Source organism: Mycoplasma tullyi (genome assembly GCF_014068355.1).
Lineage (GTDB): Bacteria > Bacillota_I > Bacilli_A > Mycoplasmatales > Mycoplasmoidaceae > Mycoplasmoides > Mycoplasmoides tullyi.
The window spans coordinates 689433-705933 of the sequence record NZ_CP059674.1 but is presented as its reverse complement, the minus strand read 5'-3'; the positions used below and the strand labels follow the sequence as shown (position 1 = coordinate 705933).

General features: G+C 32.3%; 7 protein-coding genes. All 7 read left to right on the top strand.

Annotated elements, in window-relative coordinates; genetic code table 4:
- Positions 1–9 precede the first annotated feature (9 nt).
- The 7 genes from H3143_RS02785 (at position 10) to H3143_RS02755 (ending at position 16476) form a co-directional block, all read left to right on the top strand.
- Positions 10–3618, top strand: coding sequence for a DUF3713 domain-containing protein (locus tag H3143_RS02785; protein WP_182078688.1), 3609 nt, complete (start codon positions 10–12; stop codon positions 3616–3618).
- 6 nt (positions 3619–3624) lie between these two features.
- On the top strand, positions 3625–4392 hold the full coding sequence (locus H3143_RS02780; RefSeq protein ID WP_182078687.1) for a DUF1600 domain-containing protein: 768 nt from the start codon (positions 3625–3627) through the stop codon (positions 4390–4392).
- 15 nt (positions 4393–4407) lie between these two features.
- Positions 4408–5205: a DUF1600 domain-containing protein gene (locus tag H3143_RS02775; RefSeq protein WP_182078686.1), complete on the top strand. Its 798-nt coding sequence runs from the start codon at positions 4408–4410 to the stop codon at positions 5203–5205.
- Positions 5206–5225: 20 nt separating this feature from the next.
- Entirely contained in the window at positions 5226–6023 is a 798-nt protein-coding gene (locus H3143_RS02770) for a DUF1600 domain-containing protein (protein ID WP_182078685.1), read from the top strand.
- A 17-nt stretch (positions 6024–6040) separates the two neighbouring features.
- The gene (lepA, locus tag H3143_RS02765) at positions 6041–7840 is read left to right on the top strand and encodes a translation elongation factor 4 (protein WP_182078684.1); all 1800 of its coding nucleotides are present in this window, start codon (positions 6041–6043) and stop codon (positions 7838–7840) included.
- Positions 7833–9275: an MFS transporter gene (locus H3143_RS02760; protein ID WP_182078683.1), complete on the top strand. Its 1443-nt coding sequence runs from the start codon at positions 7833–7835 to the stop codon at positions 9273–9275. Before lepA ends, H3143_RS02760 begins: the two co-directional genes overlap by 8 nt.
- 100 nt (positions 9276–9375) lie before the next feature.
- The gene (locus H3143_RS02755; protein ID WP_267128820.1) at positions 9376–16476 is read left to right on the top strand and encodes an EAGR box-containing protein; all 7101 of its coding nucleotides are present in this window, start codon (positions 9376–9378) and stop codon (positions 16474–16476) included.
- Positions 16477–16501: the final 25 nt, after the last annotated feature.

Sequence of the window (16501 nt, the reverse complement as noted above, 5' to 3'; positions counted from 1 at the left end):
GAAAAGCTAATGTCTCATAGTAAAAATAAAAAATATCGAATCGTTAAACAAGTCTCATTTTTATCGTTAATTTCTTTAGCTGGAGTTCTTGTAAGTTCTTGTGGAACTGCTTATAATGCCAACCAATTACTAATGAACAAATTCCAAACTGGTTTTAGTAACAATGGTAATAATCAAAACCTAGGGTTTGTTGGCGGTGATAGTAGTAACATTTTAGGTGGTCAAAAAGATCAAGCTAAAACTGTACTTGCAACTGCACTTAAAAACAATCAAGGATTCCAAAGCTTACTTTCATCTTTATTAGCTGATAGTTTAGCTAACTATTACAAAAACTCTAAATCATCAGTTTTAAGTAATAAGTACCAAAACTTTAGTGATGATGTTAATGATCAATTAAATACTTCAATTGAAGATAATAAGAAGATCTATGGAAATAACTTCATGGATCTAATCCAAACTCAATTATTCGATCCTAATGGCGGAACTAAAGAAAGTTATCTTCAAAACCAACTTAATCAAAAAATTAGCAACGACTTCTTCGATTCGATATTTAAGGATTCTTATTTAAACTATGCACCAACAATGTCAACTGACGCTGATGGTTTTACTGTTTATTCAAATTTAACTAAGATTCCTTCAAGAGCAATCTTAAACGATCCAGCTAACTGAGCTAACATTAGATTTACTGATGGTGGATTTAGTGCATCTAATAACGAACAAACTAATAATGAGTTCTTAGCACAAATCCAAGCGTTTGCTTTCAATCAGTGAGTGACTGATGAAAATCCTAATTTAGTGTCTAGAATTGTATTTACCAATGAAATTCCTAAAGATGGACTTAATTCAATCTTTAATGATCGAACTGTAAGTGCAAATGCACTAGTAGCTAGTTATAATTTCCAAGCATTCAAAAATCCTAAAGACCAACCGTTTGATGAAAACAAGGGAATGAGAGCTTATAACCAATTCATTACTAGAGGGTTGGATAGTTATGTAAATAATACAACTAAAGGAATTGATATTCCTAATAACTTCTCAGCAGATTCTGGTGGTAAGTTGTTAATGACTGCTTCTGATATGTTTAATAGTTTTGACGTATCATTTAGTGCTGCTTATGTTCAACAATATCTAAAGCAAACTAATAATACCAACCGTGATAATGTTGGTATGGTTCAATCTGATATTGATGATGTTAATCTGATCAATAACTTTATTAGAGCTAAAGCTACTGGTACAGGTGCAGGTGATAACGAGACTACAGCAACCAACACTTTCTCACAAAAGATTAACAATAATTCATTATTAAAAACTGGTGAAGCGGGTCGAACTACTGATCCATACTATAATGCTTATGCAGATTTAGCTGCTGGAACTAAAGACATCCACGAAATTTTTGAATGAAACGGGATGGAAACAGTTGATTCTTCAGAATCAACTAATATGAAAACTAATGTCATGAGTAAAAACATGAACGCTAGCAAGTTCATCTTTTCTCGTGGTAAAGATGGTATCCATGTAATGGCGATTGATGGTGGAGATTACTACTTAAACCAAAGTGGTATGGCTAGAGATATTAACAAACAAAAACAATTTTTAGCTTACCGTTCATTATTAAGATCATCTGTTAACTTATCTGAGAATGAAAGATATGATTTTGATCTAAATTCTCAGATCAGAAATCATTTCACTAAGAATCAAACTCTAAATCTTTACTTAGCATTAAGTAAGATGTATGAAGATGCCATGAAAAATCCAATGGATAAGAACAACATCTTCAATATTGAAGATAATGCAAACTTCAGTTTTAGAACTAGCTTTAAAAAAGTTTATGATCTAGTTAATGATTTAGTTAAAACTCAAGTTGCTTATCTAAATGCACTTAACTTAGATACAGAAGTTAAAAACATCAGAGCTAAGATCTATGACCGTGCTAAAGGTTTTGAAGATAATGCTAGAACAAACCAAACTGCTAACAATGGGATTGCAGCTAGATTACCATATGTAAGAGCAACTGATGGTTCATTCAATGGATTAGAACAATACTACTTATCACTTTATGGTTTAACTGCTACAAATGCTAGCACTGGTACAGTTGCAGAAATTAATAAATATGTAACTGATACAAGAGCAGCTAGAAATGCTGAGATTGATAAATTATTAACTAAATTAAATGTTGAAACAACATTATTAAATAACCAAAGTCAAAACACTTTTGTTAAAGTTAATTCAACTGATCAAGATCTAAATCAATGAAATGGTTTATATTTAGCAATTAATTTAGCTGTTGGATCAATTATTTCAACATCAACATTAACAAATGAAATTAGAATTGACTACATTAGATCAAATCCTAATTTCAGACAATTCTTTAATACTACTAATAACCAAGTATCTAGTTTTGAAGGAATTAGTCAAGATCTATTAACTAATGTAATTAGAAACGTTTTCCAACTAAGTGCATTTAATAGCTTAAATGACAAAACTTCTTATGGAATTTATACTGATTTCAATTCATTCAACAAGGTTGTTGATAAAGCTTGAGCTGATCAAATATCAAACCCTCAGCAAGCTAGTGATCTAACATTTAGTTACTATAGATTCTTATACACATTCCAATGATTATTAAGAAATAATTTACAAAACTTCAAGAACATTGCAATGTTAAATATGCGTCCTGGTGATGTTGCATTTGCAACATGATCATTGCCAATTAATTTCAATGCTAATGTTACTACAGCATCTAATAGTCAGCCTTTAGATGATGCAACAACTAATAATCAAACATTAAACCCATTAATTACTTTTGATCAAAATCCAAATGGAATTTTAGGTTCATCTGTAGCTAACTGACAGAACATGATCTCTTCAGAAGCAATGAAAATTAAACCAGCTAACTTCTGAGATAACAGTTCATTAACTTACAATGTTTCAGATTCAAATAACGCACCAACAATGCCTCAATATGGTTTTGCTGGATTAGTATTCAAAAACGGATCTGCACCGATTAGTAATGAATTGAAATCAGCATTATTCTCAACTTATGGTTCATCAGGTGAACAAGGTGCTTTCTATGGTTTTGGTAGTAAAACTAATTTATTAACTTATGTTGATAACATTAAAACTGAACGTGAATTAGATGAACTGGCTCGTTCAATTACTAATGAAACTAGAGTACCAAACAATACTTACTTTGGTAATAATAGTGATGGTAAACCATTAAGCTTTGATGAAAGAGTTACTGAGATCAAGAAAATGATCGATATGATTCCTGCTCAAGCGTTTGAACGATATGTTGGTTATATCGGAACAACTAAATCAGAGAACTTTGAATTAAACCACAGTTTATTCCTACAAGGTAGTTTAAGAAGAGTGGCTGCTTATGTTAAACAAGTAAGTTACAACGATTTAACCAATCTTGGAGCTGGTTGATTAAATGATCCAACTAAAGCATTAGGTTTAAGCCCATCTGAATTATTAACAGTAATTGCGATGACTGCAAGTAATTCAACAGTACAAATCCAAGCAATTAATCATTTAACAGCTAATAATAAATTAACTGTATTTGATCAACGCTTGTACAATGCTTTAGGAACCATCTTTGGTAGAAAGTTGTCGTAATAAAATATGGTTAATACAAAACAAAGATTCTGTTTAAGAAATTGATATCACCAAACGTTAACAAAATCTCAAAGACTGTTTTTAACAGTCTTCTTATTTAACATTATCGGTTTAGGTTTTGTTATCTATAATTTCTACTCTAGTATAGATATTAATTACTTTGGTTCACCATTTATCAATGGTTTTACCGCAATTGGTAATTTTACCAACCAAAGTAGTGTGTTATTATTCTTCTTTTCATTTTTCTTTGTTTTTTATCCAAATAACAGCGTACTTAAAAATGAAAGATTCTTAGTCTTTTGTATGGTGTATACCCTGTTTACATTTTTTACAGGGGGAATCTTTAAAGATTTAGTAGATCAAGCCAATAACCGTGCTAGTTTTTCACAAAGCTATTTAGCTTCTGGGATTTATTTACAAATCATTAACCCAATCGTTTTCATTTTTGCTGGATATTTAAGATTCATCTTTAATCCAATTGAAAAGATTCAAAATTATTCGAAGTTTATCTTACCTGGAATGATCTATCCGATCATTTATCTGATCTACGTATTAACCATTCCATTGATTTATAAAACCCCAGATCATACCATTTATTCAGTTTATGGAAATTACACAAATGTAGTTACCAATCGTAATATGGCAATTACAGTTGGTATGTTAATGACATTCTTATATTTCCCTGCATCGTTTATCTTAATTATCTTCTTGATTAAAAAGACAAATAATCATTACTTCCAAATTGCTCAAAGAAAAGCCAAACTGAATGCATAAAGTTGATAAGAACTGATGAATCGATTAGAACTGAAAAAGATCAGCGTTAGGAGTTGATACAAGAACCAATTAAATAAGTCGCAAAGAATTTTTCTATTTGCTTTTATTGTTAATGCAATTAGTGTTTTATTAGTACTTCACGGTCTTTTTTCACTTTTATTCAGAGGTCGTGATGGATTTTTATCGCTTGATAAGTTTACGAATCAAACGAACATTTTAATCTTTTTCTTTTCGTTGTTTTATGTGTTTTTTCCCAAACACAGTTTTCTTAAAAACGATAAGTTTTTAATCGCCTGCATCACTTATATTTTCATCACTTTTTTTGTTTATAACTTGGTAAGTATATCTAATGCAATAGCAGTAATCGTTGCGCCTAAATCAATCTTAGCTTTTAGTTATTCAAAGATTGGTTATGGTTCAAAAGCAACTGCTTTTTTATTGTTCATCGATCTATTTAAACACTTAATCAATCCGATCGTTTTTATTGTTTGTGGTTTCTTCAAGTTTGTTTATGATCCAAACTTGAAATTAAAAAAACTAAGTAGTTATCTACTACCAATAATGATCTATCCAGCCATTTATTGTGTTTATGTGATTATGGCTCCGTTTGTATACAACCGACCAAATGGTATGACGTATTCGGTTTATAATGTGGCAACAAATACGAAGGATTATCCGCAATTTGCTTACCCTGCTATTATGTTCTTATTATTTGTTTTAGTTCCTGTCACGACCTATCTCACTTGGTTTGGAGCTAGGAAGATCTCTAAGAAATATGAACAAAACCAAGTGGTGATCAATCCACATAACTAATTTAAAAAGGATAAGATAGTATGAATTTAATTGATAAAAAACCCAAAAGTATTAGTCATTGATTTAAATACGAATTAACTACAGCACAAAAGATCTTCTTTTTTGTGTTTTGGTTAAATTTAGCTACAGCAATCTTCATTGTTGAAGGAGTTGTTGCTGAACTATTATCAAACTCTGATACGATGAAGGGCTTTACTGATGCTTTTAGAACGTTTGATAAGTTTACTAATCAAAGTAACTTTATCTTAGTAGTCTTTTCATTTTTCTATGTTTTCTTACCAAAACATAGTTTTCTTAAAAGAGATAAGTTTTTAGTAGCAAGTATAGTTTATATCTTATTTACCTTTTTTGGTTATAATGTCATCTTACAATTTGGTAGTTTGGGTTATAAACATATTACCAATCCGATTAGATTAGCAAGAGGGTTAACTGTTCACTTATTTAATCCAGTAGCTTTCATTATTGCGGGATTCTTAGCTTTTGTATATTCACCAGCTAGAAATATTGGTAAGTTTCATACTTACTTGATTCCAGGAATTATCTATCCAATTATCTATGTAATCTATGTAATCACAGTTCCTTATGTTTATAAAACTGTTGATCGTACAGTGTACTCAGTTTATGGTGGAGTTACTAATGTAATTAATAATCCAAAGATTGCATGAGCTGCAATCATTGGATTATTGTGTGGTTATTTCCCATTAAGTTATTTTGCAGTTTGAATTGCTTATGTAAGAATCTCTAAGAAATATATAGACAACCCTGCATCATTAAGAAAGAAATCAATTCAATTCATTAAATTTGAATTTAACAAATAATCTATTAGCTAACAGATATGGATAAAAAAAACATACGTAATTTTAGTATTATTGCGCATATTGATCACGGTAAATCAACCCTATCTGATAGACTAATTGAGATTACTGAAACTGTATCTAAAAGAGAGATGAAAAATCAACTTTTAGATAGCATGGAACTTGAACGTGAACGTGGGATCACGATCAAGCTTAATGCAGTTCAACTAAAGTTTAAAAGAAACGATCAAGATTATACTTTTCATTTAATTGACACACCTGGTCATGTCGACTTTACTTATGAGGTTTCACGAAGTTTAGCAGCTTGTGAAGCTGCTTTATTAGTTGTTGATGCCACTCAAGGTGTACAAGCTCAAACATTATCAAATGTTTATCTAGCACTTGAAAATAATCTTGAAATCATCCCAGTTATTAACAAGGTTGATCTACCTTCGGCTGATGTTGATCGAGTTAAGCGAGAGATCGAAACCAAAATCGGAATTGATTGTTCAGATGTGCCGTTGATTTCAGCTAAAACTGGTTTAAATATTGATCAAGTTTTAGATGCAATTATTAATAAGGTTCCACCACCTAAAAATGCAAATGATGATGATCCACTAAAAGCATTAATATTTGATAGTTACTACGATCCTCACAAAGGAGTTGTATGTTTTATTCGGATCTTTGATGGTAAATTAAAGGTTGGTGATGAGATCTTATTTATGGCTAACAATGTGAAATACATTGTTACCGAAGTTGGGATTAAAAACCCTAACATGAAAAGTCGAGATTATCTAGAAGCTGGTGAAGTAGGTTATGTAACTGCTTCAATTAAAACAATCCGAGACGTACATGTTGGTGATACGATTACGAACGCTAACAATCCGTGTGATAAACCATTAGCTGGATATCGTAAAGTAAGTCCAATGGTTTATGCTGGTCTATATCCAGTTGATACTGCAGATTATCAAAATCTAAAGGTAGCAATGGAAAAGATTGTCTTAACTGATGCTGCACTAGAATATGAATATGAAACTTCTAATGCTCTAGGCTTTGGGGTGCGCTGTGGTTTTCTAGGTTTATTGCATATGGACGTTATTCGTGAAAGAATTGTTCGTGAATACAATATTCCATTAATCCTATTAGCACCATCAGTTATGTATAAATGTTTTTTAACTGATGGACAAGAAATCAAAGTTGATAATCCAGCAAACATGCCTGAACGTAACCGGATCAAAAGTATGCTTGAACCATACGTTAAATTAAAGATTTCAACACCTGATGAATTCATTGGACCAATCATGGAATTATGTCAAAATTTCCGCGGAGAATACATGGATTTATCTGAGATTGACAGTTCTAGAAAGATCCTGGTTTATGAGATCCCTTTAGCTGAAATTATCTATTCGTTCTTTGATAAACTTAAATCTGTTACTAAAGGTTATGCATCTTTAGATTATGAACTCATTGGTTATCGAGATTCAAATTTAGTAAAAGTTGATATCTTATTAAATGGACAAAAAGTTGATGCTTTATCGTTTATTAGTCACACTCAGTTTGTTTATCAAAAAGCAAAGAAGATTGTTGAAAAATTAAAAGATCTGATTCCAAGACACTTATTTGAAATCCCGATTCAAGCTGCAGTTGGTTCTAAGATAATCTCTAGAGAAACAATTAAAGCAATGCGTAAAAACGTTTTAGCTAAATGTTATGGTGGTGACGTTTCTAGAAAGAAAAAACTTTTAGAACAACAAAAAGAAGGTAAAAAACGCCTTAAAGCGATTGGATCAGTGCAGATCCCACAAGAAACATTTTCAAAATTATTACAAGACGATGAATAATCAAATAGATTGATGATTAGTACAATTAACTAATCAAGCAAGCATAGTTTTATCAGAAAGGTATAAGATCTCATTAATCATTAATGCGGTTTTATTTTTGCTTGCATTAAGTATAAGTATCATCTTTTTCTGGAAAATTAAATTCGAAAACAAAGGTTATAAGAAACTCTTTGTTTTTTATTCGATTTTTTGAGTACCAATCTTTTTAGTTCGCAGTTATCGCGGAACATTACATAACGATTTGGGAATCGAACGAAGCTTATTATTTTTACCATTAAGTTTATATGGTTTTGTAGGTATATTTTTCAGACCATTATTTGACTATTTAGGTATTAAATTTAAATCGCGAAAAAAGGTCGTTTTTGCCGCGCTTTTATTACAATTAGCAACTTTCATACCGATTATTATCAAGCCTAGTTTTGCGACTAATTTAATTCAAACAATTGGTGTAGGAATTGCAGCATCGTGTATTGGGTCTTTTTCACTATGATTTAATGAGCAACACGCTAAAGAAAAACCGTTTTTAGCGATTTCAATCTTATCAATTCCGCCATTGATTGCTGATTTTGTTGCTTCTCCTGTTCAATCATTAGTTAGAACACTAGCAATTACAGATCAAAAAACAGCAGATGTAAACATTACAAAATACCTTTGATTAATAGGTGTAATTGTAATCTTAATGAACATCGTTTTTTGATGATTTTTACGGGAAAATCCGCAATTTGTTGGTCTAAAAAAAGAAGACCCAAAAGACATTATAGATGGCTCTCCAAAGAAGATATATAGCTTTGTTGTAGTTATCTTATTTGCAGGAATCGTAATCTTTACTAGATTTGCTATAGCTGATGGGATTGCCCAAATTACTTTACAACAACTTGTAGGTAATGGTAATAGCGCCCCATACGAAGGTTATTTATCAAGTGTATTTAGTGCTGCGCAATTACTTGGTGGGGTATTAATGGGTGTTGTTGGTGTTAAATACTTCGACAAATGAATGGTAGCACTAATTGGTAGTTTATTCTTTGTTCTATACAATACTTCAATGATCTTGTTAATTAATTCAACTTCAGTTCCAACATTAACTAAAGGTGGAATCTATTTAGGAATTCAAGGTATCTCAGGTTTTGGTTATGGTGTTTTATATAACTTATTAATTGCTCATGCACTATCATATGGTTTTAAGAAGAATAAAATCACCCCGATTGGAATTAACCAAACAATGGCATCGATTGCAATTACATCAGCTAACTTCTTTACAACCTTTATAAGAGATAAGATTTCTACAGACTTTGTTAAATCTAATACTGTAATCTCATACATTTTAATAGGTATAGTATTAGCAGGTTTAAGCTTGTACTTCTTTAACAGTTGACTTGATCACAACAAGCAAGTCAAACCAATTTTCTTACTCAAATCTTTTAAATCTTATATTTAAAAAGAAAAACCAATCCAAGAATTAGGTTAAGCGAATATTTTAGTAGATTATAATAATATTAAACGTTTTGCCTAAAATGACATAAGGCAGGGAATTTATTGTGGCTAAAAAGACTAAAAATAAGAAAAAAGACAACTTCGAAGATGATATAGATACTACTGAAAGCATTAACGAAGAAGAATCAGAAGCGATATTTGGTAACCTCTATGACGGTGCTGAAGAAGTTTTACCTGCTTCATTAGCCTATGAAAACGGCCAATTACCTGAAGATGGTTCAATTCAGGTAGCTTTTGATGCAGATGATAATGCTTATTATATTTCATATGATCCTGAGAACGAAATTTTCATTGAGCCATATGAAAAGTATGAACTAGATGCATCTGCTTTATATGATGCAGAAGGTAATCCTTTTGATTTCTTTGCCAATTATTACGTAGAAGGCGCTGAAGCAGAAGAAGAATCAGGTGAATACTGAGAACAATTCATTGGTGTTGAAGGTTATGGATACTACGATGAAAACGAAGAATGAGTTTGATCTGGTTACTTCGATGAAGATAATAACTTTATCCCTAATGAAGATGAAGTTGTTGATGATGAGGCTGTAGAAGAAGAAGTAGAAGCAGCACAAGAAGAAGAACAACCAGAAGAAGTTGTCGAAGAAGAGTCACAAGAAGAAGAACAAGTTGAAGCTGAAGCTGAAGAACAGCCAGAAGAAGTTGTTGAAGAACCTGCTGAAGAAGAACAACCAGAAGAGGAAGTTCAAGTTGAAGCTGAAGAACAACCTGAAGAAGTTGTTGAAGAAGAAGTTGAAGCTGCACCTGAAGAAGTTCCAGCTGAAGAATACGAGCAAGAAGCTGATCAAGCAGAATCAGGTGAATACTGAGAACAATTCATTGGTGTTGAAGGATATGGATACTACGACGAGAACAATGAATGAGTTTGAGCTGGTTACTTTGATGAAAACAACAACTTCGTTCCAGAATACTATGACGAATCAGGTCAACCAGTTAGTGAAGAACAATACGCTGAACCTGTAAGTGAAGAACAAGTAGCTGCTAGTGAAGAACAACCAGTAGAAGAACCTGTTGCTGAAGAACAACCTGTTGAAGAAGAAGTTCAAGCTCAAGAAGTTGAAGAACAACCTGAAGAAGTTGTTGAAGAATCTTCACCTCAAGAAGAAGTTGAAGTTGCACCTGAAGAAGTTCCAGCTGAACAATACGAACAACAACCTGAGCAAGCTCAACCAGAATCAGGAGAATACTGAGAACAATTCATTGGTGTTGAAGGATACGGTTACTACGACGAGAACAATGAATGAGTTTGAGCTGGTTACTTTGATGAAAACAACAACTTCGTTCCAGAATACTATGACGAATCAGGTCAACCAGTTAGTGAAGAACAATACGCTGAACCTGTAAGTGAAGAACAAGTAGCTGCTAGTGAAGAGCAACCAGTAGAAGAACCTGCTCAACCAGAAGAAGTTGTTGAAGAACCAGTAGTTGAACAACAACCAGAAGAAGCTCAACCTGAACAGTACGAAGAAGAAGTTCAAGTTGAAGAACAACCTCAAGAGGCTGAATCTGAAGAAGCTGTTGAACAACCAGTAGTTGAACAACAACCTGAAGAAGTTGTAGCTGAAGAAGCAACTGAACAACCTCAAGAAGTTGTAGAAGAATCTGCGCCTGAAGAACAAGTTGAAGTTGCATCTGAAGAAGCTGTAGCCGAGGAATACGAACAACAACCTGAAGCTGAAGAAGTTCAAGCAGAAGAATACGAAGAAGCTCAGGCTGAGGAACAACCTGAAGAAGTTGCTGTTGAAGAATACGATCAGCAGCCAGAAGAAGTTCAAGTTGAACAATACGAAGAAACTCAACCTGAACAGTACGAAGAAGAAGTTCAATACGAAGAACAACAACCCGAAGAAGTTCTTGCTGAACAATACGACCAACATCCAGAAGATGTTATGGTCGATACTGATAATCAGTTCTACGATGAATTCACTCACGTTGAAGACGAAGGTATTGATAAAGGATTGATTCAAACTGATGATGTTGTTTCAGGTGATGAAATCAACTGAAGTCACTACGTTGGTGATGAGTATTATGGATACTACAACGAAGACGATGAATGAGTTTGAAGAGGGTACTTTAATGAATATGGAATGTTCATTCCTCAACAAGAAGATTACACCGACTCGGTATCATTAGATGAACAAGCTGTAGAACAAATGGCTGAACAAGCTCTAGAAGATGTAGTTGGAGAATCAGCTACAGATGATGAGTTTGTTCAATACGAGGAAGTTGAATCTGAATCAGTTGAACCTGCTTTACCAGCAGTTATTGACGATGGTTCTACTGTAGAACCGTCATTTGGATTCGATATTCAACAATTCATTGGTAACATTGACTTTGGTTACTATGATGAATCATCTGAATGAATCTGAACTGGTCACTTTGACGAAGCAGGTAACTTCTATGACTTCGATGGTAATTTAATTTACACCCCAGAACAAGGTGTTTTACCAGGAGATGTACCAAAATCAACTGATCCTTCTCAAAACGCTTTAGTTGTTGTTGAATCAGAAGAATATGCTGAAAACATCATTCAACAAATTGATGATAGTCAGATCGATGTTGGTGAAGAATTTGAAATCCGTGGTTTATTAAACCCTGCAGCTACTCCAGCTCAACCAGAAGAACTAAAAATTACACCTGTTTTTGAAGAAGAAAAACTGAGCTTACCAGTTGCTGGTAATGAAGTTAATCTTCAACCTCAAGAACAAGTATTTGATTTCTCAAAACGTAGTGACTCTGATCAATTACTAGCTCAAGCTCCAGTTGTTTTAGAAGATGCTGTAGCAGATGATGTAATTAGTGTTGATACAAACAGCTTTGTTCCAGAAGCATCTCAACAAGCATTTGCTCCTACACCAATAAATCTAGACCAATTCAATTTAGTACAACAGGATGTAATTCAGCCAATTATTAGTCAACCTAAATATGATCAGATTACTCATCTAACTGATGAAATCAAGGTAGATGTTAATGTTGCATCATCTGATGTTGATGTTCAACCAATTAACATTAATCCTTCTTTAGAAGTTGAATCTCAAGCTTCTAAATTAGATTTCTTTATTAAAAAACCTGTTGAAGAAGTTAAGAAGATCGAATTCGTTGAACCAGTAGCTGAAAAGATTGATCTTCAAATCTTTGAACAGCCAGAAGTTGTTACTAAACCAGTTTCAACTATTCAACAACCAACATATATTGATGAAACGCTACCTGTAAGTGTTAATGTAGTTGATGAACCAACATTTGATACTGACACAATTGTTCAAGTAACTCCAACAATTAATGAAGTTTCTGATTTTGATATCAACAACATCTTAAAAACTAAACCAGTTGAAGTTGTTAATTTAGAACTACCTAAAGATGAAGTAAAAGTTGAAACCGACCTTCAAGTTAGTGTAGTTGATGTTGAACCTCAACCTGTTGATACTGTTACTTTAGTTGATGTTGAAGCTAAACCAGTTGAAACTATAACTCTAGACTTACCAGAAAACGAACCTAAATTTGAAACAGGTCTTCAAGTTACTGTAATAGACGTTGATGCTCAACCAGTTAAAGAAATCGTTGAATTCGATTCACCTAAACCAACTGTTGAAGAAGTTTTAGTTGAAAAAGAAGACAAAGTAACTTTAGTTGAGGAAGAACCATTCTTCAACAAGTTCATTGGTAACGAAGAATACGGTTATTACAACGATAAGAACGTTTGAGTTTGAAATGGTTATTTCGATGACGAAAATAATTTTGTCTCAGACAAAGAAACTCAAACTCAAAAAGTTGATCTACTAATTGAAGAATTCACTAAACAAGAAGAAATCAATAAATCTCAAGAATCTCAAGAAGTTGTAGTCGAAAAAGAAGACAAAGTAACTTTAGTTGAAGAAGAACCATTCTTCAATAAGTTCATAGGTAATGAAGATTACGGTTATTACAACGATAAGAACGTTTGAGTTTGAAATGGTTACTTCGATGAAAATGATCAATTCGTTCCAGATCAATCTTCAGTTACAAAATCTGAAGAAGTAATCGAAGAATTCAGTAAGCAAGAAGAAAGCTCTAAACCTCAAGAATCTCAAGAAGTTGAAGCTAAATCAGTTGAACCTGAAAAAGCTAGTGAACCATTCTTCAACAAATTCATTGGTAATGAACAATTCGGATATTACAATGATAAGAATGTTTGAATTTGAAATGGTTACTTTGATGAAAATGATCAATTCGTACCAGATCAGTCATCAACTAAGAAATCTGAAAAACTAATTGAAGATGAATTACAAAAGCAACGAATTCATGAACTTGAATTAGAACTAGCTAAGGCTCAACAAGCAATCCTTGAGTCAGCTAAATTAAAAGATCAAGAAGTAGCTAAGATTAAAGAAGAAGTAGTTAAAGCTCAACAAGAAACTACTAAACCTAACGAGTTAATCACACTTAACAACTTTGTTCCTAAAGCAAGTCCATTATTATCTCCAGCTAAAGAAGTTGAAAACCAAATGATCGTTTATCAAAACGATAAGTTTGAATTAAACAACCAACACAACGAACTACACAATGAAATAAGCAAACCTAAAGTTTATAAAGAAGAATTCGATAGCTTTAGTAATATTCGCGATTTAGATGTAATTAGTTTACATAATGCATCAACATCTCGTCGAGGTTCTGATTATGTGTTCTCTGGTTTTGAGAAGAAAGAAGAACAATTTGTTAATAAACCACTTCATTTCTTAGAAGAAGTAAAAGTTGATCCTGTTAAAGTTGCTAAAGAAGAATCAATGAGTAACGTTCATCAGTTCTTTAAACAAGATTCACAATTATTGTTACCTCAAAAACAAGAAGTTTCATCAACCCCAGAAACTAGCTTGACTGTTTTAGCTGATAACAAAGAAGTTGAATCAACTGCTCAAGCTGTTAATAAACCAGTTGAAATCATTCAACCTGAACGTGTTGATGTAATCAAACCACTTGAACAAGTTCAACTTGAAAAACCAAGATCATTATTAGATGATCTATCACCTAAATTTGAAGTTAAATCAACATCAATTAAAGATGATTTAATTACACCTAAATATGATGACAAACTTGAACCAATTGAACAACTTCAATTTAAACAAGAACGATCATTATTAGATGATTACATGCCTAAGTTTGATGATCAACAAGGTTTATTCAATAAGGTTGAATTCAAACTTCCTACTGTAAATAGAGAATACCGTCCAAAAGTTGAACCAATCGATGTAATCAAACCACTTGAACCAGTTCAAATTAATAAAGAACGATCATTATTAGATGATTATGTTCCTCCTAAATTTAACGATCAATTTAAATTTGAAACTAAATCACAATTTAGTGACTTACCTAAATTCGATGAAAAATCATCTTTAGAAAAAACTGCATTAGATTTAGGTTTAGAACAACCATTAGCTAATGGTGAATTATACGAAGAATTAAAGGCTGAATTCTCAACTGCTGATTCTTCTAGTTCAAAAGATATGATCGATCAATTATTAGAAGAAACTAATGATTTAATCAATTCTTCTACATTACAACAATCTGCTAAAGTTGATTCATTTACAAAATCATCTCTAGACGAACCAATCTTAGATACTAAGTTTGATGATAAATTCATGGAATTAGATGAAAACCAAGGATTTGATCAACTAATCGTTGAAGGTGATGATGAAGTACTTACTGATGTAGTTCAAGAAGTTGAACTACAATTAGATGTAACTGAACCAGTAATTCAACAACAAGTAAGTGCAAACCAAATTGCTGTAACCAACGAAGAGTACAAAAAGGATATGGCAGAATTGAAACAGTTTTTAGAAAAACGTTCAGAAGAACTATTCAAACAATACTTTAGTAAGTTTGAAGAATTAACTAAACTTCAAATGGAATCATTCAATCAAATTAAGAACCAATTACGTTCAGAAATGAACGATATTCGTGAAGAAGTTAGATCTAATCAATTAGCATTAACTTCTGAAATTACTGAAGAAATTTATCCTTCATCACCTAAAGTTTCAAGAAAACAAAGAACTACAAGCAACTTTGGTGAACCAACTAGTGAATTCGACTTTGATAATTCATTATCATTAGTTAATGAAAATAACTACGATCTATATGAATTAATCGATCGCATCATGAACTATGAAGATGTTCAATTAACTACAAGCAATGTCTTCAAATCTGAAGAATACCAAGCTAAAGTTAAACAAAGTATTCAAAATATTAAACAAATTCTTAAGAACTCTGAAGCAGAAGCAACTAAGAATTACAACTACATCTTATCAACACTTAAGAACGAAATCGCGTTATTACAAAAAGACTTACCAATTATCAGTTCACAACTTAACAAGTTGCAACACGATGTAAGAGTGAGACAACTTAGTGCTAACGATCACAAATTCATTCAAGAACAAATTCAAGAATTACGTGCTGAACACGCTAATAAAACTAGAGCGATCAGCTTCTACAATAAAAAGATCAGTGATCTGAAATCTATCTATGCACAACAAATTAGAAAGATCAAATCTGATTACAAACGAATTAGTGATCTAGCTAATAAACGCAACGTATCAGTATCAAACGATTACATAGATCAAGCAATTCGTAGCTTTGAAAGTGCAAGAATGTCTCAACCAAATGCAAGCTATGAAAGTATGAGAATGTCTCAACCTACTCAAAGCTTTGAAAGTTTAAGAGCATCTCAACCAAGTTCAACTTTTGAAAGTATCAAAATTCCTCAACCAAACCTTAGACGTAACTACGAACAACTTTACCGTAACCAATTCAACCAAAGTGTAAATAATAACTACGGTAACTTCAGACGTTATGATCCAATCGTTGATAATCATGGTTATGAATACTTCTCAAATCATCAACCTAAAGAATTCTTCAGTGAACTTGAAAGTATAGACAATGATATTTTCAATTCTAACGATCTAATTTATTCAAATCGTAATACTTATTTAGATGAAAACTTTAGAATCAATGATTACGAACTAACAAGTAATTTTGATGATATCGATGCAATTCATGGAATGGATAAATTAAGATTGCCTCCATTTGAACCTAACAACTCAATGAGTGATCTAGAGTTCAACAGTACTTTTGACATCGATTTAGATAACGATTTTTAGAAAATCTTTTATAATTAATTTTTAA